Genomic DNA, 20,145 nt, shown 5'->3' with positions numbered 1-20,145 from the left:
ACAGAGATGACCCGCCCCCTCGCCCTGACGGGCCTCGGCCTCTCGGCCTTCCTGATCCCCTGGCTGGCGTTCGTGGCCGACCGCGGCATCGCCTGGCTCGCCGGTGGTGCGGCTGTCCTGTCCCTGCCATGGCTGCTCAAGCATCGTGGTGCGGTGGCCAATGCCTTCTCCCACAGGGCCGTCTGGCTGGGGCTTGGCGGACTGGTGGCCATCATGGTGCTCGGCCTGCTGAGCCCGCTCTGGTCGGCACTGCCTGAACAGTCGGACCGGATGCAGGAACTTGCGATCCGAAGCGCCATGGCCGTCGTGCCCGGCATCCCCCTTGTTCTGCTGGCCGCGGCACTGCCCGGTGCGCGCAGGCTGATCGTCAGGGCACTCGTCGCGGGCATCGCCGTCGGTGTCGCCATTGCCCTGTTCGACCTGCTCAGCGATCACCTGCTGCTGCGGATCAGGACCGTCTTCTCGCGCAATCTCGAAACACCGGACGGGCTGCTCGCAACGGCCTGGGCACTGACACCGGACCTGTTCATGGCGCGGTTCAACGATTTCTGGGTCGTGATGACCCTGTCGGTTGCCACGCTGGTCGCGATCACGCGCCCCGGCTGGAAGTTCCCCCTCGCCCTGTTGCTGGTCCTGATCCTGTCCTTCATGACCATCAGCGAGACCTCTCAGCTGATCGGTGTGATCGGCATACTTGTCTATGTGTTCTGCCATCTGACGCGGCAGGCCGGTGTGCTGGTGATGTTCTGCGTGACGGCAGGTTTCATGCTGCTGTCGCCGCTGGCCTTCCCGGCGATCAACGCGGCGCTGCTGGCCAGCCTGGATGGATCCAGTCTGCTTGAGTACAAGTTGCTTGAACGGTTCGAGATCTGGACTGCGGTGGTCGATACGGTGCGCAATCACCCGATTCTGGGTCACGGCCTGGAGTTCGAGCGGCTGAACGCGACCTACTCGGGGCCGGGTGACTACTACAAGATGGATCATCTCTGGCATCCGCACTCGATCTTCGCGCAGATCTGGCAGGATATCGGGCTTCTTGGCGCACTGGCCGCGGTGATGATGATCGCCGCGCTGCACCTGGCGGCCCTGCATCTGCCCAACCGACAGCGCGCGACCGTGACCGCACTGATCGCCATGGGTCTTGGTGCCTTTGGCGCCGCACACTCGATCTGGCTGGGATGGTGGATCTGCATGTTCATTCTGATCGCGACGCTGGTCATTGCCGGTACACGCCATGGCCATCAGGAGGCACGAGCCTGATGATCACGGATATCGGAAAGCTGCTGGTGCGGCCGGAAACACCGGTACGGGAGGCCCTGCAGAGACTGGACGCAGGTGGGCTCGGGTGCCTGCTGATGGCCGATGCGGCAGATCACCTGATCCGGGTCATCACTGACGGAGACATCCGGCGGGCAATCATGGTCAGCGATGACCTGAACCAGACACTCTCGGGACTGGCGCCCGTGACACCCAAGACCGTGCCGGAGGGCACTTCCAGCGCGTCGGCGCGCCAGTTCATGAACTCGGGCGGCCTGATCCACCTGCCGGTCGTTGACGACCAGGGTCGCCCTGTCGGCCTGTTCCATCTTTCGCACATGCAGGCACCGATCCTGCTCTCCGCCCCGCACATGGGGGCGGAGGAACGCGAGCTGGTGGTGGAGGCCTTCGACACCAACTGGATCGCACCTGTCGGCCCGCATGTGGACTCCTTCGAGCGTGAACTGGCCGAACTGGTCGGGGTCGGCGGCGCGGTGGCGCTGAGTTCAGGAACCGCAGCGATCCATCTGGCGCTGCGGCTGCTCGACGTCGGACCGGGAGACACGGTGTTCTGTTCCAGCCTGACCTTCGTCGCGAGCTGCAACCCGATCCTGTATCAGGGTGCAAGACCGGTCTTCATCGACAGCGAGCCGGAAAGCTGGAACATGAGCCCCGACGCGCTGGAGCGGGCCTTGCAGGATGCCGAACGGCAGGGCCGACCGCCGAAGGCCGTCATCTGCGTCAACATCTACGGACAAAGCGCCGATTATGACGCGATTGGCCGGATCTGCGCGGCACACGACGTGGCCCTGATCGAGGATGCGGCCGAGAGCCTCGGCGCGACCTGTCGGGGCAAGCCCAGCGGCACCTTCGCCCGCTTTGGCATCTATTCCTTCAACGGCAACAAGATCATCACGACCTCAGGCGGTGGCGCGCTGGTCAGCAACGATCTGGAGGCCCTGGACCGCGCACGCTGGCTCGCGACCCAGGGACGCGACCCGGCAGCGCATTATCAGCACAGCGAGATGGCCTACAACTACCGCCTCTCCAACGTGCTGGCGGGCATCGGGCGCGGGCAGCTCCGATTGCTGCCGGAGCGGGTGGAGCAGCGCCGCGCCATCTTCGAACGCTATCGCAACGGACTGCATGACGTACCCGGCGTCGACTGGATGCCGGAACCGAACTGGAGCCGCAGCAACCGCTGGCTGTCCGTCTGTACCTTCGAACCCGACTCCATCGGCATGCATCCCTACACCATCATGCGACGGCTGCAGCAGCACGAGATCGAGACCCGACCGGTGTGGAAACCGATGCACATGCAGCCGCTGTTTCAGGACGCGCCCTATTATGCCCACGACGAACACCAGTCGGTCAGTGACCGGCTGTTCCTGACCGGACTCTGTCTGCCGTCCGGGACCGGCATGTCGGAGGCGGATCAGGACCGGGTCATTGCCACCCTGCGCCAGGTGCTCGAAGCATGATGCATCTGATGCTGATCCCGGAATCGCCCGAGATGGCGAAGGCGGCACTTTCCGCAGGTGTCGACCGGCTGTTCCTGGATCTGGAGCGCGCGGGCAAGCAGGCACGCCAGGGCACCGGCACCTGGATCAGCACGCAGTCGACGGACGACATCGCGCGCTACCGTGATGCCTTTCCGGGTGCCCATATCCTTGTCCGGACCGACCCCTGGCCGGATCTGGCCCCGGAGCAGCTTGAGACGGTTCTGGCGGCCGGCGTACAGCAGGTCATGCTGCCGATGATCCGCAGCGCCTCGGATGCCGCCGCCATGTGTCGGGCGATAGCCGGGCGCCTGCCCCTGGTGCCGCTGATCGAGACCGTGGCCTCGGCGGAGGCGCTGAAACAGATCGCGGCACTCGATGGCGTCGAGGCCATCTATATCGGCCTGAACGACCTGCACCTCGACAGGGGCGACAGCTTCATGTTTCAGCCGCTTGCCGATGGCACGGTCGAACGGCTGGCCATGGTGACGAAAGCGGTCGGGAAACCTTTCGGCTTCGGTGGCATGGCACGGCTTGGCCATGGTGATCTGGATGCCGAGATGATCCTGGCGGAGCATATCCGGCTCGGTTCCACATCCGTCATGCTGTCACGCAAGTTCAAGGAACGTGCGACGGGGCCATTCGACTGGCAGGGCGAGATCGGACGTATCAGACGAGCTGTCGAACGCCTGGCCCGGCGCAGCGCGGACGAGGCCGAGAATGACCGGCTGCGTCTAGTGGCGGCGGTGGAGCGGATCGTTCGTCGCAAGGCGACGGACAGGGGGCAGGCCTGATGTGCGGTATCTACGGCTATTTCGACCGATCCGGCGCTGCGCTGCCTGACGCCGACCTGCTTCAGATGGACCGCCTGCTGACCCATCGGGGACCTGATGACAGCGGTCATGTCCGTTTCAGCCATGGCGCAATCGGCAACCGGCGTCTGTCGATCATCGACATCGAGGGCGGCCATCAGCCGATGACGGCAGCGGAGGGCAAGGTCTCCGTCGTGCAGAACGGAGAGATCTTCAACTTCGTCGAGCTGGCGGAGATGCTGCGACGGGATGGCATCGCCCTGCGGACCCATTCCGATACCGAAGTCCTGCTGGCACTCTACCTGCGGGACGGCGTCGACTTCGTGCGGCATCTGAACGGCATGTTCGCCATCGCGGTCCACGACGGGCGCGGGGATCGCCCTGTGCTGCACCTCTATCGCGACCGCATGGGGGTGAAGCCGCTCTACGTGCACGACAACGGCACGCGCCTCACCTTCGCCTCCGAGATCAAGCCGATCTTCGCGACCGGTGTCCGGCCTGTCGCGAGCCGGGAGGCACTGCATCACTTTCTGGTCCTGAATTATGTTCCCCCGCCCCTGACTGCGTTCGAAGGCATTCGGCACATCCCGCCGGGCGGGCGCCTGTCGATCAGTCCGACGGGCACGGTGGAGGACCGCTGGTGGCGGCTGTCGGACATCGAACCGAAACCGATGAAGCTGGCCGATGCCTCTGCCGAACTGCTGGCCCTGCTGGATGATTCGGTCAGGATCAGGCTGCGGGCGGACGTGCCCTTTGGTGCCTTCCTGTCGGGCGGCATCGATTCCAGCACGGTCACGGGGCTGATGGCGATGCACATGTCCCGCCCGGTCGATACCTTCTCCATCGGGTTCGAGGATCAGCGCTTTGACGAGACGCGGCATGCGCACGCTGTCTCCCGTCGCTTCGGCACCAATCACCGCCACGAGATCGTCTCCCCGCGCATGCTGGGGCGCTGGCCGGATGTGCTGCACCATCTGGAGCAACCGCACGGCGACGTCTCCTTCATGCCGACCTTGCGGGTGGCCGAACTGGCGGCCGCAGAGACCAAGATGGTCCTGACCGGTGACGGCAGTGACGAACTGTTCGCGGGCTACGACAAGTATCTGAACTTCTTCGGTCCCGATGCCACATTCGGCGACGACGCCAGCTTTGCACGGACCTATACCGACAGCGCACTGACACTTTTCCCGGAAGCCACGCTGGATGCGGATCTGTATGCCCGCGGCGCGGCGAAGGCCGTTGCCGGTCTGTCGACGCACGATCTGATTGCCGGTCATCTGGCGGATGTCCCGCAATTCGATCACCTGACGCGCGCGCTCTATCTCGATGCCCTGCTGCTGCTGCCCGGCAACAATCTGGTCAAGCCGGACCGGATGGGCATGGCCGTTTCACTGGAGGCGCGGACGCCGTTCCTGGACTATCGGATCGTTGAACTCGCCTTCCGCATGCAGGCAGAGCTGAAACTGAGCCAGGGCCGCACCAAGCACATCCTGAAACACACGGTGCGTCCGCTGCTTGGCAGCGCATTGACCGACCGATCGAAACAGATGTTCACCGTGCCGGTAGGCGAGTGGCTGAAACAGGATCTGGCGGGTCATGCCCGCGAAATGCTGTTGTCGGACCAGTTCAACGATCGCGGACTGTTCCAGCCCGATACAGTCCGCCTACTGCTGGAAAGCCATATCCAGGGTAGCCGCAACAATACCCGTGAAGTCCGCGCGCTCATGGCCCTGGAACACTGGCACCGCCTGTTCATTGACGCGGACGTCTGACAGTCGCGCAGGATCACCCGAGAAGCCTGTCCATCAGCCAGCCGAACGGGCAGGCCAGGCGCAGCGCGTGGCTAGAGCACATCGGGGACACTCCCGGCGGTCAGCCTTCCGGTGATCGTGTTTCCGTGCCAGGTGCCTGCCCCGACCGTCGGGCGTTCCGGCTTCATGAAAAGCGTCGGCACCAGTGCCGCACCGGCAAAATGATCCGCCAGCCGCTCCAGATTGTCCGTCGCGATACGTCGACCGGTTCCGTCGACCAGCAAGGAGAGGACGCTTGCGGAAAGGGCGCGCATTCCTGAGCCCACGGCGCCAAAGGCGCGAAGCAGGATGACTTCATCCGTACTGATCGCCGTGGACCGTCGCAGCTGGATGTCGATATTGCGTCGGGCACATGTAGCAATCGACATCATGAAGCCATCAAAGGCGGTCAGGGCTTCCGGAATGCGATGCGCCAGCAGGCCGGCCTCGATCTCGTGATCGACCTCGATGCTCTGGTTCAGGCCCTGTACCCAGGTCCTGATCATCCAGAGAAACAGGCGATCCGCCTCCCCGAGGTCCGGAATGGCCAGGCGCGTGTGTGGTGGCTGTATGGCCACGATGGTACCCATGGCGGTCCCCTGTCAGTGCGGTCAATATGCAAATAATAATCGTTCGCAATACAGACTGCAACAGGTTCCCGTCGCCGGCCGTCAGCCCGCCACTTCCTGGAACGTGATGGTAATGCTCGTCCCCTGACCCGGCGCACTCACGATGTTCATCCGGGCGTCGTGAAGCCGTACCAGAACAGAGACGATGGACAGGCCCAGGCCCCACCCCGGGCGGGACCGCGTGTCGCTCGATTCGATCTGTTCGAACGGCCGCAGGATCCGCTCCTGCTGCGACAGCGGGATTCCGACGCCGGTATCCTCTATCCGCACGAAGCCCAATCCGGCCGAAGTCCGACCGACGTGGATGTCGATCTGGCCACCCGGATCAGTGAACTTGATGGAGTTCGACGCCAGATTCAGCAGGATCTGCCGCATGGCACGCGTGTCCGCGCGGACGATGACCGGCTCCTCTGCCAGATGCACCTGGATCACCAGCCCAGCCTCCAGCACCTGTGGCACCAGCATGCGAACGGTCTCGTCGGACAGTTTGCCAAGGTCGATCGGTTGAAACCGAAGTTCCTGCGTACCGGCTTCGATCTTCGTGAAATACAGGACTTCGTCGATCAGTGACAGCAGATGCCTGCCACTGGCCCCGATATCCTTGACGTACTCAGTGTACCGGTCGTTGCCGAGGGGGCCGAATATCTGGTGGCTCATCATCTCGGAGAACCCGATCACGGCATTCAGTGGGGTACGAAGTTCATGGCTCATGTTGGCGAGAAACTCGGACTTCGCGCGGCTCGCGTCCTCGGCCTGCTGGCGCGCCGCGAGCAACTGGGCCTCCGCGATGTCGCGACGTCGCAACTCAAGATAATTGAGGCGCTCCGCGCGATTCACCTGCCGGGCCGTGAACAGCCCCAGCATCAGTGCCACACCGCCCCAGACAATCATGCGCAGGACTTCAGGATCGGCCCCGCCCTGCTGGACCAGCAGACTGCCGAAGAAGACGAAGTTGAAACCGAAGATTGCCGGAACCATGATCCGCAGTGACAACGGATAGAAGATCAATCCGAAGACGCTGACCAGTACCTGCTGCAGGAGGATACCCTTCTGATCCTCGCTGTAGACGATGGAATTCATCACCACCTGAACGAGAATCGCGCTGCCGAGCAGGAAGACCGCTGCAATCACCTGTCGGAACCTGACATCCCGGAACGTCACGAACAGGACCAGGGCAGCCATCAGGACCACGACAGACCTGGTCATGGTGATCATGAGCAGTTCGGTTGACCATCCCAGCTTCAGGTAGTCAACGACCTCAAGCGGCCCCACCGCGCACAGCACGGTCAACGCGATGAAGCGCAGCTTCCGCTGCCCCATCGTGCGGCGGGTCTGCAGAAATCGGCTTTCACTGTCACGGTCACGGAACTCGCAATAGAGAGGAGTCAGCGCTGCCCGATCAGACAGGTAGAATGTGCTATCTGGCGTCGAGATTGTCTTTCACCATCCGAAACGAAAGTCTGAAGACTATCGCTATTTCCTTTCCTTTCCCTTGACCGCCGGTGCAAGGCCTGTCGGATCGATCAGCATCCCATGAACCTGCATGTTGTGGCTGTGTGCAACATGATGCAGCGCGAATGCCGTCTGCATGGCATTCTGGCGCCCTGAACAGTCCTGCGCAGCATTGACCGCCTCCTTTGCCAGTTTCAGCGCGAACAGGGGCTTGGCAGCGATCCGTTCAGCCATATCCAGTGCGAAACCGTCCAGCTCCGGGCCTGGAACAACGTGGTTCACCATCCCCAGCGCCCGCGCATCCTCAGCCGAAAGCCAGTCCGCAGTGAACAGCATCTCCTTCGCCTTGCGTGCGCCTACCTCCCAGGGATGACCGAAGTACTCGACCCCGCCGACGCCCATGCCGACCGTATTGTCCAGAAACATGGAGCCTTCAGCGGCGATGATGATGTCGCAGGGCCAGATCAGCATCAATCCCCCGGCAATGACCTTTCCCTGCACGACGGCAATTGTCGGCTTGGGGATATTGCGCCAGCGCTCCGAGAAACCGATGTAGATCTCCCTCTCCCGCGCCATCTGCGCCTCTGCGCCGGCACAGTGCCAGCCGCACCAGGTACCGACCGTCGTATGGTCGTCCATGTTGTCGTAGCTGTTCGCTTCCCGCAGGTCATGGCCGGAGGAGAAATGCGGGCCGTTTCCGGCAAGCATGATCACCTTCACCTCATCATCGCGTGCCGCCTTGTCGAACGCCGCGTTCAGGTCGTAGAGCAACTGCGTGTTCTGGGCATTCCTGGCATCAGGTCTGTTGAGGACAATACGCGCCACATGCTCAGTGGGGCGTTCGTACAGGACGGTTTCGAATTCGGACATGATCGTGGCCCCTCCCCGGGCATTTCTTGCGTTTCACCGAGATAGTATGCCCGCGGAATTGGAGGAGCCATCCCGAACTCGCCTCCGCCGGAATTCCTCAAGTGTCATGCCTGTCATGCGCTTCACCGCACGGCGCAGCGATGCCGCGTCGGAGTAGCCGACGCTGACGGCAATCTCGTCGTTCGAACGTGCCGAGGTACAGGCCAGGCGCACCGCCCGGCTGACACGAATGGATTGCAGGAAATGGTTCGGCGTCATCCCCGCTACCCGTCCCATCCGACGGGCAAATGTGCGCATTCCCAATCCAGAGGCAGCGGCGATCTCGGCTGCACCGAGGGGCCGGCTCATGTTCTGTCGCACAAACAGTTCAGCCTTTCGCAACGCCGGGTCGGCCGCCACCAGCGTCGCGGTCGAGGTATAGGGCATCTGGCTGCTTCGCGCGTCGACGACCAGGTATCGGCGACAGGCATCCGCGATACCTGCTCCCGCCAGACTCTCGACCAGGTGCATCATCAGGTCGACATGCGCCAGTGCGGCGCCTGCAGTAACGATCCTGCCGTCCTGGATCACGAGATCACCTGCCCGAAGCCGGGACTTCGGGAACCGGGCCTGAAGCAGCGGGGCAAGCCACCAGGTTGTCGTTACCTGCCGGCCATCGATCAGCCCGGCCTGCCCGAAAGCGAATACGCCCGTGCAGGATGTCGCGAGAATTGTCTGTGGCCCGCGCAAACAGTTCAGCGCCCGGACGATGGCCACGATCTCGGGGCCTTCAAGGGAATCCTCGACCTCCCTTGCGGTGTCCAGTCCCAATCCGGGCAGCACGACCACGTCCGCGATGTCACCGCCTGTCCTGACATGTTCCACCTTGGTCTGGACCACATCAAACGGCGATGTGATGCCCAGCCCCCTGGCCACCTTGTTTGCCGTCGCCAGCACGTCGCGCGAGAGGGCGAGACTTGTTTCCATGCACATGGGCGGCTCAAGCAATGCCACCCGGATGGGTGCATCAATGGAGTTTGTCATTTTCAGCCTCTTAAATGTCATTTCTGACACTAGGACACTGTCGGTCGACACACCAGACTGCGGCGCATCAGAAACGGAGGCCGACATGACCCTTGAAGGTGGATGCTATTGCGGCGCGCTGCGCTATCAGGCGGTGGGGGAGCCGGTGCTGCGTGCACAGTGTCACTGCCGCGAGTGCCAGTACTTCTCGGGGGGTGGGCCCAACTACTTCATGCTGATGCCCATTGAAGGTTTCCGCTACGTTCTCGGCGCACCGCAGACGTTTCAGCGCGATGACATCCATGCCGCCGTCACGCGGGATTTCTGTGGCACCTGTGGCACCCACATCACCACACGACGCCCTGACATGCGCAGCCTGCTGGTCCTGAAGGCAGGCACGCTGGACGATCCGTCCCTCTATGATCAGCCGCGGCTGGCGATCTTCTGCATTGACCGCCAGCCGTTTCACCAGCTTCCTGACGCCTTGCCGCTGTTCGAGCGCATGCCACCGCCGCGACAATAGACGAATGACCGACCGTCCAATGGCGGTCGTCTTTCAGCCCTGACCGAGGCTCCGCGTCAGGACATAGATGAAACTGGGGCCCGGAATCAGCAGGACGAGCATTGACGCTATGACAAAGGTGATGAGGGTTGGGCTCTCCGGCACCCTCAGTACCCCTCCTGAACAAGGATGATCACGGTCCCGCCGGTTGCCGCGGGCGGGACAAAGACCGATCCGTCTGCCTGATCAGAGAATGCAACGCCATTCGCGGTCAGCACATCCCGCGTCGCGGCACTATCGGAAACGGCGAGCCGCATGGCCAGCATCCGGTCGATGGCAGGAACATCATTTGCCGACAGGCCCGGCAGCATGGCCTGTACCGCGTCATGCCGTGCGATCTCGACGCAATGTGGTCCGACCTGCATCGTGATCCCGGTTGCCGTTTCGTGGATCGCATCAGCGCCCAGCAGCCGCGCCCACGCTGCACCAAGCGCGGCCGGATCAGCCGCAACCGCGACCAGCCCCAGGATGCGGGTGACACCGTTCGCATGGATCAGCCATTCGGGTCGCCGCGTGATTTCCGGGGTGTCGTGGTAGCAGATGAAACCGTTCAGCAGGCGCGTTTCGCCGCCGTCGAACCGGATCAGGCGAAACCGGGGTTCAACCTCGCCCTCCGGCAGTTCGAGCGGGCGGCGCAGGTCGATCGGACCATTCACGTTGAATCCGGCAGCACTCAGGGTCGTGAAGGCGACATCCACATCCTCGACGGCGAAGGCACAGCGGTCCAGCCCCTCCCCCTGTGCCGCCATGCGATCCCGCAGCCCCCGGTCCGGCAGGTCGGGGTCGATGATGCCCATCAGTTCGATGTAGTCATCGGCGAACATGATGCAGTAGTTGCCGGTCGCCATGTCGCGGTGCCGCCCCCGTGGGGTCAGGGTGAAGCCGAGCCTGCGAAAGGCGTCGGCGCAGCCTTCCAGGTCATCGACGGCATGGACCAGGTGGTCGATGCCGCGCAGCACGCCTGAAACGTTCTTCTGCGCACTCATGGACCTATTCGCCCTCGAAGGCACAAAGGGCCATGACACTCAGGCCCATGTCCTGCAGGCGTTTCATGCCGCCAAGGTCGGGCAGATCAACGATGAAGCAGCAGCCGACCACTGTCCCCCCTGCCCGGCGGATCAGCTTCACCGCAGCCTCCGCCGTGCCACCTGTGGCCAGCAGGTCATCGACGACCAGCACGTTCTGCCCTTCACTGATCGCATCATCGTGGATCTCGACCCGGTCGGTGCCGTACTCCAGGTCATAGTCCTCCCCGATCGTCCTGCCGGGCAGCTTGTTCTGCTTCCGGATCGGAATGAAGCCGACCGAAAGCTGGTGCGCGACAGCCCCGCCGATGACGAAGCCGCGGGCTTCGATACCCGCCACCTTGTCGATCCGGACCCCGGCATAGGGCTGGACCAGCAGGTCGATGGCAGTGCGGAAACCACGGGCATCGTTCCAGAGCGTCGTCACGTCGCGGAACATGATCCCGGGCTTCGGATAGTCGGGAATGGTGCGGATACGGTCGCGGATCTCGTTGGTCATGCGCTGTTGCCCCCCGGTCAGGAAAGAACGCGGCCGGCAACCGCATCAAGCCGGCTCACCATGGCATCGTCGCGGGCATCCGGCGGTGTGATCAGGGCGACTTCCAGCGCCCGGTCGCAGCCCGCAGTGCAGGCGGGACGGTGACCGGCAAGCTTCGGCGCGACGGCGGAAATCAGGTTCTGCGCCTTGTCCGCATTCCCGTGCAGGATCGTCAGCACCGCCTCCACATCCACATGGGCGTCACCTTCCCGCCAGCAGTCGTAGTCCGTCACCATGGCGACGGTCGCGTAGCAGAGCTCGGCCTCGCGCGCCAGTTTCGCCTCCGGCATGTTCGTCATGCCGATGACCGAACAACCCCAGTCCCGATAGAGGAAACTCTCGGCGCGGGTGGAGAACTGCGGCCCCTCCATCGCCAGATAGGTCCCGCCCCGCGCATGCTCGATGCCGCACTCGGTCGCCGCCTGTTCGAGCGCGTCGCCAAGGCGGGAGCAGACCGGGTCGGCCATGGAGACATGCGCCACGAGACCGCTGCCGAAGAACGACTTCTCCCGCGCGAAGGTCCGGTCGATGAACTGGTCAACGATGACGAAACTGCCTGGTGCCAGTTCCTCCCGGAAGGAGCCGCAGGCGGAGACGGAGATCACATCGGTGCAGCCCGCGCGTTTCAGCGCGTCGATGTTGGCGCGATAGTTGATTTCGGTCGGACTGATCCGGTGGCCGCGTCCGTGACGCGGCAGAAAGACCATCTGGACGCCGTGCAGGCGACCGAACAGCAGTTCATCCGACGGTGTGCCGAACGGGCTTTCCACACGTCGCCACTCGGTATCCTCCAGGCCGTCCATGCCGTAGACACCGCTGCCTCCAAGGACGCCAATGACAGTCTCACTCTCGGTCATGCATTCACTCCCAGTTCTTGTCTTTGTGTCTGCTGTTGCGGATGGCCATCATTGCCGCGGCGGTAACGGAGCCGGGATCGAATCTGTATCCGTCATCAGCTTCCGGCGCACCCGCTTTGGTACGCCAACAAGCTGCTCGAACGCCAGTGACAGGATGCCGACCGCGATGGTGTAGAGCAGGATGCGGGGCAGGATCGCGAGCACCAGGTCGAGGAACTGCACATCGGTGTTGCTGGCGCCGGACAGCACGGTCTGTGGTGAATCGAACAGGAACGCCAGAATGAAGGCCGGAAGACTGGCCAGCAGATAGGCCAGGACAAGCCGCACACCCTGTCCCCGTGTCGCGGCTGCGGATTGCGAGAAGCTGAACGGCATCCCGATCGCGGCCGCGGGCAGCACCAGAAAGAAGCGCGCGACCAGAAAACCCACGATCAGCGCCACCGCGATCCAGTGAACGCCCGCCTGACCGTAACGTGCGATGACGTCACCGACATCCAGCCCTTCCCGCGCGGCCCAGAGCAACGGGCCACCGAGCAAGGGGCCGTAGATCTGCTCCACCACCAGGCCGATCACGTAGCCGAGGCCATAGAGAAGTGCCGCGCCCTTGAGATAGGCCCATTCCGCGCCGCCGACCCTGTAGTTGACGCGTGCCTCCGGATTGTCGGACCCGAGCAGGATCATCCGGTGCCAGGCGGTGATGACGGGAACCACAACGACCAGGGCCACCAGCGTATAGCCCAGGGTGGCAATATCGACACCGATGACCGGAACCAGCTCGACCGCACCGAATGCGGCAAGCGCGGTCGCGGCAAAGGGACGCCACATCAGCGCCAGGAAGACATCGAGGTTGATCAGGAACAGCCGCCAGGACCGGAGGATCAGGTCCCAGGGGGAGATCAGCGTGACCTCGGAATCCGCGTCTGCAACTGACGAGAACAGCGCGTCCTGGTCCCGGTCCGCATGCAGCGCCTGGTGCATCTCGTGTTTCACAGCCGGCGCGTCAGACAACAGGACCTCCTGCGGTGTCCCGGCGTCGTCCGCCGCGACACCGGGCGTCGATTCGTCGTTCCTGGACCCTTGAGGCGTCATGCGATGACCATGCCACGTGATGCCGTTTCCAGATACAGAAAAGGGGTGACGGTCGGACCGTCACCCCTTTGCCGTTCGTTGATGGCCTCCGGCACAGCGTGCCAGATGCGATCAGTGCAGGCGCGCCCAGATCCGGCGCTTCGCCGCATAGAGCAGGCCGCTCATGATCAGCAGGAAGATGATCACCTTGAAGCCCATGGCCTTGCGCTCTTCCATCTTGGGCTCGGCGGCCCAGGTCATGAACGCGGAGACATCCTTTGCCATCTGATCGACAGTGGCAGGCGTACCGTCCACATACTCGATCAGATCGTCGGCCAGAGGCGCAGGCATCGCCAGGCACCCGCCCGCGAAGTACGGGTTGTTGTAGGTGCCGTTCGGGCACTCGTGCCCGTGGCTGTCCTCGCCGTAGCCGCTCAGCAGCGAATAGAGATAGTCCTCACCACCGACACGGGCCTTGGCCAGCAGCGACAGGTCTGGCGGATAGGCACCGCCATTGGACGCCTTGGCCGCGTTCTGGTTGGGGAACGGTGAAGGGACCTTGTCGGAAAGCCGACCCGGGCGCGTGAACATGTCACCGGCCGCGTCGGGACCATCCTCGATCTCCTTCTCCGCCGCGATGGCCTTTGCCTGCTCCTCGCTGAAGCCGATCTCCATCAGGTTGCGATAGGCGATGTACTTCAGGCCGTGGCAGGCCGCACAGACCTCCGTATAGACCTGGAAGCCACGCTGGACCTGGGCACGGTCATAGGTGCCGAAGGGGCCGGAGTGGTGCCAGTCGACCGACTTCAGTTCCTTGGCGTCACCGGCGGCAAGCGCGCCGCCGGTCATCAGGCCGATGCCGAGCACGGCACCTGCGAGAACCTTGATGCTGCGATTGATCATCATGCGTTCTCCCCGGCTGAAGTGCTTGCCTTGCCTGCCAGCACGGCCTCCGAGATGGAGGTCGGCAATGGTTTGGGTCGTTCGAACCAGCCAAGTACCGGCATCAGGAAGATGAAGTGGAAGAAGTAGTAGAACGTGGCGATCTGGGAAACGACCAGCATCGGACCCTCTGCCGGCTGGCTGCCGGCATAACCCAGCACGATGCAATCCAGCGCGAAGATCCAGAAGAACCACTTGTACTGCGGGCGGAACGCTGCCGACCGGACCCGGCTGCGATCCAGCCAGGGCAGGATGAACAGCACGCCGATGGCCGCGAACATGGCCAGCACACCCAGCAGCTTGTCCGGCACCGACCGCAGGATCGCGTAGAACGGCAGGAAGTACCATTCGGGCACGATGTGCGCGGGCGTCACCAGCGGATCCGCCGGGATGTAGTTGTCCGGATGCCCCAGATAGTTCGGGAACCAGAAGACGAAGACCGCGAACAGCACGCCGAAGGCTGCGAAGCCGAAGAAGTCCTTCACCGTGAAGTAGGGGTGGAAGGAGATATAGTCGGCCGGGCCCTTGATCTCGATACCCAGCGGGTTGGTCGACCCCTTCTGGTGCAGGGCGACCAGGTGCAGGAACACCAGGCCGAAGATCACGAACGGCAGCAGGTAATGCAGGCTGAAGAACCGGTTCAGGGTCGGATTGTCGACCGCGAAGCCACCCCAGAGCCAGGTCACGATGGGATCACCCACCACCGGCAGGGCGCTGAACAGGTTGGTGATGACCGTGGCACCCCAGAAGCTCATCTGACCCCAGGGCAGCACGTAGCCCATGAAGCCCGTGGCCATCATGACCAGCAGGATGACCACACCGATCATCCAGATCATTTCCCGCGGGGCCTTGTACGATCCGTAGTAGAGACCGCGGAACATGTGCAGGTAGACGGCGATGAAGAACATCGAGGCGCCGTTGGCATGCATGTAGCGCAGCAGCCAGCCGTAGTTGACGTCACGCATGATGTGCTCGACCGAGTCGAACGCCATCGACGTGTGCGCCGTGTAGTGCATGGCCAGCACGATGCCGGTGACGATCTGCAGGGTCAGCATGACGCCCAGGATCGACCCGAACTGATAGGCAAAATTCAGGTTACGCGGATATGGATGCTGCACGAAGGTGTGATGCATCACGGAGACCAGCGGCAGACGGTCGTCGAACCACTTGATCAGCTTGTTGTCGGTCTGAAATGACATGTCTGTTCCCTCAACCGATCTTGATCTGGGTGTCGGTCAGGAATTCGTACTCCGGCACCTCCAGGTTGGCGGGCGCCGGACCCTTGCGGATACGTCCGGACGTGTCGTAGTGCGAACCATGGCACGGGCAGAACCAGCCATCGTATTCACCGGCGTAGCCCAGCGGCACACAACCGAGGTGGGTGCAGATACCCAGCACAACCAGCCATTCGGCCTTGCCGGCCTTGTGGCGTTCCTCGTCGGTCTGCGGATCCGGCAGATCGTCCACGTCCACTGCCAGGGCGGCATCGATCTCGGCCTCGGTGCGGCGACGCACGAAGACCGGCTTGCCGCGCCAGCTGATCGTCACGCTCTGGCCAGGCTCGATCCCCGAGATATCGACCTCGGTCGATGACAGGGCCAGCACATCCGCGGACGGATTCATCTGGTCAACGAACGGCCAGACCAGTCCGACGGCACCGACGCCGACAAACGCGCCAGCCGTGATCACCAGGAAGTCACGGCGTTCTCCGCCGTCTCCCCCATGGGAAGCTGCACTCATGGGCTCAAACCCTCTTGTTCATTCAACTGCACACCGGACTCGCACACAGCGATCCCCACCCGATGCCGGAAGTACCGTAACAATCAGGAATGGCGGGCCAAGTCCAGAAGACGGACTCTGTTGCGACAGTGAGCCGCATCGCTGTCGGAGCCCCCGAAACGCAGGGATAAGCCCCTGACCGCAGAAGGATAAACCCATGCGACTGGCCATGTTTCAGCCCGACATTCCGCAGAATCTCGGTGCCGCCATCCGGCTTTGCGTCTGTCTGGGCATCGGCCTCGATGTGATTCGCCCCGCCGCCTTCCCGCTGGATGACCGCGATCTGCGCCGCACGGCAATGGATTACGCCGATGCAGCCGACATCACGCTGCATGCAGGCTGGCAGGCTTTTCGGGCGGCGCGGGCTGACAGCAGACTGATTCTGATGACCACCCGGGCGGCGTCCGACCTGCACGATTTCACGTTTCAGCCCGATGACGTGCTGCTGATGGGGCGGGAAAGCGCCGGTGTCCCCGATGCGGTGCACGACAGTGCCGACGCCCGGATCCGCATCCCGATGGCGACGGGCGCGCGGTCCCTCAATGTGGTGACGGCGGCGGCCATGGCACTGGGTGAGGCCATTCGGCAGATTCGCTGACCGGATCACATCTGACGATTGACCTCGATCAAGGTGCTGGGGTTCATAGCGCGCCAGAAGACGGCTTCGGCAGGTGCCACCTACAGAACGCACAAGGGGGACGGACGGCATGAGTGACAGCACAGAGATCGACCAGCAGCGCAAGGAAACCGCCAGCGCCTGGTTCCGGGAACTGCGGGACCAGATCTGCGCCACCTTCGAGGCCATCGAGGATGAACTGACCGGCCAGATGTCGGACCTGCCGCCGGGCCGGTTCGAGCGCACGGCCTGGGACCGTCCGGGTGGCGGCGGCGGCGTCATGTCGGTGATGCGTGGCCGGGTGTTCGAGAAGGTGGGCGTGAACATCTCCACCGTTGACGGCACCTTCTCCGACGATTTCGTCGGCCAGATCCAGGGTGCGAAGGAATCGGGCGGGCGATTCTGGGCCTCCGGGGTTTCGCTGGTGGCACACATGCGTTCCCCGCGCGTGCCGGCCGTGCACATGAACACCCGCCACATCCGCACCTCGGTCGGCTGGTTCGGCGGCGGCGCCGATCTGACGCCCATGGTGCCGAACGATGTCGACACGGACGCCTTCCATGCCGGAATGAAGGCTGCGTGTGATGCGCATGACCCGGACTACTATCCGAAGTTCAAGAAGTGGTGCGACGAGTACTTCTTCCTGAAGCACCGCAATGAACCGCGCGGTGTCGGCGGCATCTTCTACGATCACCACGACAGCGGCGACTGGGATGCCGACTTCGCCTTCACCCGCGATGTGGGAAAGGCTTTCATCGACACCTATGCCCCGATCGTTCGCGCCCACATGAACGAACCCTGGACGGCGGAGGAGCGTGAACACCAGTTGGTGCGCCGGGGACGTTACGCGGAGTTCAACCTGATCTATGATCGTGGCACGACATTCGGACTGAAGACCGGCGGCAACACCGAAGCCATCCTGATGAGCCTGCCGCCGGAGGTGAAATGGCCCTGATCTCGGGGTGATGCGACACAGGGGAGCAACAGGCGATGCGCAAGGTTCTTGGACGGGTTCTGACGGCGGCGACGATTCTGGTTCCCCTGGTGGTCGCCTCCCCCACCTTGGCCAAGGACCTCAGCATCAAGGCGTTCCAGGGTCTCTGGAAAGGCAGCGCCGTCTCGGAGAACGAGGTCAGTTCCCACTTCCGGGTGACCGCGCGTGACCTGGATGTGGAGATCCGGCCCTTTGCCGTCGGCGGCTTCTCCCTGCGCTGGTCGACCGTGCTGCGCCAGGCCGGCGACCCGAACGCCCCGAAGGAAGAGCTGAAGCAGGCGGTGGTCCAGTTCATCCCCGATCCCACCCGCCCCAATGTCTGGCGGGAGGACAAGACGGTCGATCCGATGAGCGGCGAGGCCCTGCACTGGGCCCGCATCGCCGACCAGACCCTGACCGTCTACAGCCTGGGTGTCCGGGAAGACGGCAAGGCCGACCTGCAGGTCTACGACCGCACCCTCTCCGCCCTCGGCATGAAGCTGAGGTTCACCCGCCTGGTCGACGGCGAACCGGTCCGCTCGGCGTCAGGCCAGTTGGTGAAGCACGCGAACTGACGGCCACAACAGCCTGATATATTTATCTATTCGTCGCCCATCCGCAGTGCGGCGAGGAAGGCTTCCTGCGGGATGTCGACCTTGCCGTAGGTGCGCATCCGCTTCTTGCCTTCCTTCTGCTTCTCCAGCAGCTTCTTCTTGCGGGTGACGTCGCCGCCGTAGCACTTGGCGGTCACGTCCTTGCGCATGGCGGAGATGGTCTCGCGGGCGATGACGGAGCCGCCGATGGCTGCCTGGATCGGAATCTTGAACATCTGGCGCGGGATCAGGTCCTTCAGCCGTTCCACCAGTTGCCGCCCGCGTTCGTAGGCGCGCTTGCGGTGGACCACCATGGCCAGGGCATCGACCGGTTCGGCGTTGACCATGATCGACATCTTCACCAGGTCGCCTTCGCGATATTCGATGATCTCGTAGTCGAAGCTGGCATAACCGCGGCTGACGGACTTCAGCCGGTCGTAGAAGTCGAACACGACCTCCGACAGCGGCAGTTCATATTCCACCATGGCGCGGTTGCCGACATAGGTCAGGTTGGACTGGATGCCGCGCTTTTCCTCGCACAGCTTCAGGATCGACCCGAGATATTCGTCGGGGCACATGACCGTGGCCTTGATCCACGGCTCCTCGATCCTGTCGATCTTCACCGGATCCGGCATGTCGGCCGGGTTGTGCAGTTCCTGCAGCGTGTTGTTCGTCATGTACAGCTTGTAGACCACGCTCGGTGCCGTGGTGATCAGGTCCAGGTTGAATTCCCGTTCCAGCCGTTCCTGCACGATCTCCATGTGCAGCAGTCCCAGGAAACCACAGCGGAAGCCGAACCCGAGTGCTGCGGAGCTCTCCGGCTCGAAATGGAAGCTGGAATCGTTCAGCCGCAGCTTGGCCAGGCTGTCACGCAGGTCCTGATAGTCATTGGCGTCGATCGGGAACAGGCCACAGAACACCACGGGGATGGAGGGCTTGAACCCGGCCAGCGGCTCGGCGGCGGGCTTGCCTTCATCCGTCACCGTGTCACCGACATCGGTCTCCGCCACCGTCTTGATGGAAGCGGTGAAGAAGCCGATCTCCCCCGGCCCCAGTTCCGGCACGGTCGCCATCTTCGGCGTGAAGATGCCCACCCGGTCGATCTGGTGCGTGGCACCGCTCGACATCAGGCGGATCTTCGATCCCTTCTTCATGGCGCCGTCGATGATGCGGACCAGCACGACCACGCCCAGATAGGCGTCGTACCAGCTGTCCACCAGCAGCGCCTTCAGCGGCGCATCACGGTCGCCCTTCGGTGCGGGCAGCCGGGTCACCAGCGCCTCCAGCACGTCCGGGACCCCGAGGCCGGTCTTGGCGGAGATCATGACTGCGTCGGAGGCGTCGATGCCGATCACATCCTCGATCTGCTCCTTCACCCGGTCAGGATCGGCAGCAGGCAGGTCGACCTTGTTCAGCACCGGTACGATGTCGAGATCGTTTTCGATGGCCAGATAGACGTTGGCCAGCGTCTGCGCCTCGACCCCCTGGCTGGCGTCCACCACCAGCAGCGCGCCCTCGCAGGCTGCCAGGCTTCGGCTGACTTCATAGGAGAAGTCGACGTGGCCGGGGGTGTCGATCAGGTTCAGGATGTAGGTCTCGCCGTCCTGCGCCTTGTAGGCCAGGCGAACGGTCTGGGCCTTGATCGTGATGCCGCGTTCCCGCTCCAGATCCATGGAGTCGAGCACCTGCGCCTGCATCTCGCGATTTTCCAGGCCACCAGTCGCCTCGATCAACCGGTCGGCAAGTGTGGACTTGCCGTGGTCGATGTGAGCGACGATCGAGAAATTTCGGATGTTCTTGAGGTCCATGGCGGCGGAGTATTAGGTCTGCCTGCCCATGCTTGCAAGCACGCTGTGAGGCTGAGGCGTGCAGGCTCACCGG

General features: G+C 63.3%; 20 protein-coding genes. 8 read left to right on the top strand and 12 right to left on the bottom strand.

Annotated elements, in window-relative coordinates; translation table 11 throughout:
• Positions 1 to 6 precede the first annotated feature (6 nt).
• Genes QGV54_RS08565 through asnB form a run of 4 tightly spaced genes read left to right on the top strand, consistent with a single transcriptional unit; the run spans position 7 to position 5,340 of the window.
• Positions 7 to 1,260, top strand: coding sequence for an O-antigen ligase family protein (locus QGV54_RS08565; RefSeq protein ID WP_281017263.1), 1,254 nt, complete (start codon positions 7 to 9; stop codon positions 1,258 to 1,260).
• Complete coding sequence (locus QGV54_RS08560) at positions 1,260 to 2,738, top strand: aminotransferase class I/II-fold pyridoxal phosphate-dependent enzyme (RefSeq protein ID WP_281017264.1); 1,479 nt, start codon at positions 1,260 to 1,262, stop codon at positions 2,736 to 2,738. Before QGV54_RS08565 ends, QGV54_RS08560 begins: the two co-directional genes overlap by 1 nt.
• Entirely contained in the window at positions 2,735 to 3,550 is an 816-nt protein-coding gene (locus tag QGV54_RS08555) for an aldolase/citrate lyase family protein (protein WP_281017265.1), read from the top strand. The genes QGV54_RS08560 and QGV54_RS08555 overlap by 4 nt, the downstream gene beginning before the upstream one ends.
• Positions 3,550 to 5,340 carry an asparagine synthase (glutamine-hydrolyzing) gene (asnB, locus tag QGV54_RS08550; protein WP_281017266.1) on the top strand — a complete coding sequence of 597 codons (1,791 nt, stop codon included), beginning with the start codon at positions 3,550 to 3,552 and terminating at the stop codon, positions 5,338 to 5,340. Before QGV54_RS08555 ends, asnB begins: the two co-directional genes overlap by 1 nt.
• A gap of 71 nt (positions 5,341 to 5,411) precedes the next feature.
• Here asnB and QGV54_RS08545 read toward each other — a convergent pair whose 3' ends face one another.
• The 4 genes from QGV54_RS08545 to QGV54_RS08530 form a co-directional block, all read right to left on the bottom strand.
• Positions 5,412 to 5,948 (bottom strand): hypothetical protein, encoded by a 537-nt coding sequence (locus QGV54_RS08545; RefSeq protein ID WP_281017267.1) that lies wholly within the window; start codon positions 5,946 to 5,948, stop codon positions 5,412 to 5,414.
• Positions 5,949 to 6,029: 81 nt separating this feature from the next.
• Positions 6,030 to 7,307, bottom strand: a complete 1,278-nt coding sequence (locus QGV54_RS08540; RefSeq protein ID WP_281017268.1) for a HAMP domain-containing sensor histidine kinase — start codon at positions 7,305 to 7,307, stop codon at positions 6,030 to 6,032.
• A gap of 153 nt (positions 7,308 to 7,460) precedes the next feature.
• On the bottom strand, positions 7,461 to 8,309 hold the full coding sequence (locus QGV54_RS08535) for an enoyl-CoA hydratase (protein ID WP_281017269.1): 849 nt from the start codon (positions 8,307 to 8,309) through the stop codon (positions 7,461 to 7,463).
• Positions 8,310 to 8,342: 33 nt separating this feature from the next.
• Positions 8,343 to 9,419, bottom strand: a complete 1,077-nt coding sequence (locus QGV54_RS08530; RefSeq protein ID WP_281017270.1) for a helix-turn-helix domain-containing protein — start codon at positions 9,417 to 9,419, stop codon at positions 8,343 to 8,345.
• Here QGV54_RS08530 and QGV54_RS08525 point away from each other — a divergent pair.
• Entirely contained in the window at positions 9,418 to 9,834 is a 417-nt protein-coding gene (locus tag QGV54_RS08525) for a GFA family protein (protein ID WP_281017271.1), read from the top strand. The two genes, QGV54_RS08530 and QGV54_RS08525, sit on opposite strands and share 2 nt — an antisense overlap.
• 146 nt (positions 9,835 to 9,980) lie before the next feature.
• Here QGV54_RS08525 and QGV54_RS08520 read toward each other — a convergent pair whose 3' ends face one another.
• The 7 genes from QGV54_RS08520 to petA all read right to left on the bottom strand — a co-directional run bounded on the left by QGV54_RS08520 (position 9,981) and on the right by petA (position 16,043).
• A complete protein-coding gene (locus QGV54_RS08520; RefSeq protein WP_281017272.1) occupies positions 9,981 to 10,859 on the bottom strand; it encodes a VOC family protein in 879 nt (292 codons plus the stop codon).
• 4 nt (positions 10,860 to 10,863) lie between these two features.
• Positions 10,864 to 11,397 carry an adenine phosphoribosyltransferase gene (locus tag QGV54_RS08515; RefSeq protein ID WP_281017273.1) on the bottom strand — a complete coding sequence of 178 codons (534 nt, stop codon included), beginning with the start codon at positions 11,395 to 11,397 and terminating at the stop codon, positions 10,864 to 10,866.
• Between the two features lie 17 nt (positions 11,398 to 11,414).
• Positions 11,415 to 12,293, bottom strand: a complete 879-nt coding sequence (locus QGV54_RS08510; protein ID WP_281017274.1) for an S-methyl-5'-thioadenosine phosphorylase — start codon at positions 12,291 to 12,293, stop codon at positions 11,415 to 11,417.
• Positions 12,294 to 12,341: 48 nt separating this feature from the next.
• Positions 12,342 to 13,301: a hypothetical protein gene (locus QGV54_RS08505; protein WP_281017275.1), complete on the bottom strand. Its 960-nt coding sequence runs from the start codon at positions 13,299 to 13,301 to the stop codon at positions 12,342 to 12,344.
• 192 nt (positions 13,302 to 13,493) lie between these two features.
• Positions 13,494 to 14,264, bottom strand: coding sequence for a cytochrome c1 (locus QGV54_RS08500; RefSeq protein ID WP_281017276.1), 771 nt, complete (start codon positions 14,262 to 14,264; stop codon positions 13,494 to 13,496).
• The gene (locus QGV54_RS08495) at positions 14,264 to 15,502 is read right to left on the bottom strand and encodes a cytochrome b N-terminal domain-containing protein (RefSeq protein ID WP_281017277.1); all 1,239 of its coding nucleotides are present in this window, start codon (positions 15,500 to 15,502) and stop codon (positions 14,264 to 14,266) included. Before QGV54_RS08495 ends, QGV54_RS08500 begins: the two co-directional genes overlap by 1 nt.
• A 10-nt stretch (positions 15,503 to 15,512) precedes the next feature.
• Complete coding sequence (petA, locus tag QGV54_RS08490; protein ID WP_281017278.1) at positions 15,513 to 16,043, bottom strand: ubiquinol-cytochrome c reductase iron-sulfur subunit; 531 nt, start codon at positions 16,041 to 16,043, stop codon at positions 15,513 to 15,515.
• Between the two features lie 196 nt (positions 16,044 to 16,239).
• Between petA and QGV54_RS08485 the strand changes: the two genes are divergently transcribed.
• The 3 genes from QGV54_RS08485 (at position 16,240) to QGV54_RS08475 (ending at position 18,246) form a co-directional block, all read left to right on the top strand.
• Complete coding sequence (locus QGV54_RS08485) at positions 16,240 to 16,680, top strand: tRNA (cytidine(34)-2'-O)-methyltransferase (protein ID WP_281017279.1); 441 nt, start codon at positions 16,240 to 16,242, stop codon at positions 16,678 to 16,680.
• 109 nt (positions 16,681 to 16,789) lie between these two features.
• Complete coding sequence (hemF, locus tag QGV54_RS08480) at positions 16,790 to 17,653, top strand: oxygen-dependent coproporphyrinogen oxidase (protein WP_281017280.1); 864 nt, start codon at positions 16,790 to 16,792, stop codon at positions 17,651 to 17,653.
• Between the two features lie 35 nt (positions 17,654 to 17,688).
• Entirely contained in the window at positions 17,689 to 18,246 is a 558-nt protein-coding gene (locus QGV54_RS08475; protein ID WP_281017281.1) for a hypothetical protein, read from the top strand.
• A gap of 26 nt (positions 18,247 to 18,272) precedes the next feature.
• Here QGV54_RS08475 and lepA read toward each other — a convergent pair whose 3' ends face one another.
• A complete protein-coding gene (gene lepA / locus QGV54_RS08470; RefSeq protein WP_281017282.1) occupies positions 18,273 to 20,072 on the bottom strand; it encodes a translation elongation factor 4 in 1,800 nt (599 codons plus the stop codon).
• Positions 20,073 to 20,145: the final 73 nt, after the last annotated feature.

The organism is Minwuia sp. IMCC3060 (genome assembly GCF_029909435.1).
Taxonomy (GTDB): domain Bacteria; phylum Pseudomonadota; class Alphaproteobacteria; order Minwuiales; family Minwuiaceae; genus Minwuia.
Note: the sequence above shows the minus strand (reverse complement) of the source record. Positions and strands in the feature narration are given on the sequence as shown.

Bases quoted from the DNA above. Each gene is read 5' to 3' on its own strand.
- QGV54_RS08520 (WP_281017272.1), bottom strand. From the start codon at position 10,859: ATGAGTGCGCAGAAGAACGTTTCAGGCGTGCTGCGCGGCATCGACCAC.
- hemF (WP_281017280.1), top strand. From the start codon at position 16,790: ATGAGTGACAGCACAGAGATCGACCAGCAGCGCAAGGAAACCGCCAGC.
- QGV54_RS08540 (WP_281017268.1), bottom strand. From the start codon at position 7,307: ATGGGGCAGCGGAAGCTGCGCTTCATCGCGTTGACCGTGCTGTGCGCG.
- QGV54_RS08510 (WP_281017274.1), bottom strand. From the start codon at position 12,293: ATGACCGAGAGTGAGACTGTCATTGGCGTCCTTGGAGGCAGCGGTGTC.
- QGV54_RS08495 (WP_281017277.1), bottom strand. From the start codon at position 15,502: ATGTCATTTCAGACCGACAACAAGCTGATCAAGTGGTTCGACGACCGT.
- QGV54_RS08525 (WP_281017271.1), top strand. From the start codon at position 9,418: ATGACCCTTGAAGGTGGATGCTATTGCGGCGCGCTGCGCTATCAGGCG.
- QGV54_RS08555 (WP_281017265.1), top strand. From the start codon at position 2,735: ATGATGCATCTGATGCTGATCCCGGAATCGCCCGAGATGGCGAAGGCG.
- QGV54_RS08530 (WP_281017270.1), bottom strand. From the start codon at position 9,419: ATGTCGGCCTCCGTTTCTGATGCGCCGCAGTCTGGTGTGTCGACCGAC.
- asnB (WP_281017266.1), top strand. From the start codon at position 3,550: ATGTGCGGTATCTACGGCTATTTCGACCGATCCGGCGCTGCGCTGCCT.
- QGV54_RS08515 (WP_281017273.1), bottom strand. From the start codon at position 11,397: ATGACCAACGAGATCCGCGACCGTATCCGCACCATTCCCGACTATCCG.
- QGV54_RS08535 (WP_281017269.1), bottom strand. From the start codon at position 8,309: ATGTCCGAATTCGAAACCGTCCTGTACGAACGCCCCACTGAGCATGTG.
- QGV54_RS08500 (WP_281017276.1), bottom strand. From the start codon at position 14,264: ATGATCAATCGCAGCATCAAGGTTCTCGCAGGTGCCGTGCTCGGCATC.
- QGV54_RS08565 (WP_281017263.1), top strand. From the start codon at position 7: ATGACCCGCCCCCTCGCCCTGACGGGCCTCGGCCTCTCGGCCTTCCTG.
- QGV54_RS08560 (WP_281017264.1), top strand. From the start codon at position 1,260: ATGATCACGGATATCGGAAAGCTGCTGGTGCGGCCGGAAACACCGGTA.
- QGV54_RS08545 (WP_281017267.1), bottom strand. From the start codon at position 5,948: ATGGGTACCATCGTGGCCATACAGCCACCACACACGCGCCTGGCCATT.
- petA (WP_281017278.1), bottom strand. From the start codon at position 16,043: ATGAGTGCAGCTTCCCATGGGGGAGACGGCGGAGAACGCCGTGACTTC.
- QGV54_RS08475 (WP_281017281.1), top strand. From the start codon at position 17,689: ATGCGCAAGGTTCTTGGACGGGTTCTGACGGCGGCGACGATTCTGGTT.
- QGV54_RS08485 (WP_281017279.1), top strand. From the start codon at position 16,240: ATGCGACTGGCCATGTTTCAGCCCGACATTCCGCAGAATCTCGGTGCC.
- lepA (WP_281017282.1), bottom strand. From the start codon at position 20,072: ATGGACCTCAAGAACATCCGAAATTTCTCGATCGTCGCTCACATCGAC.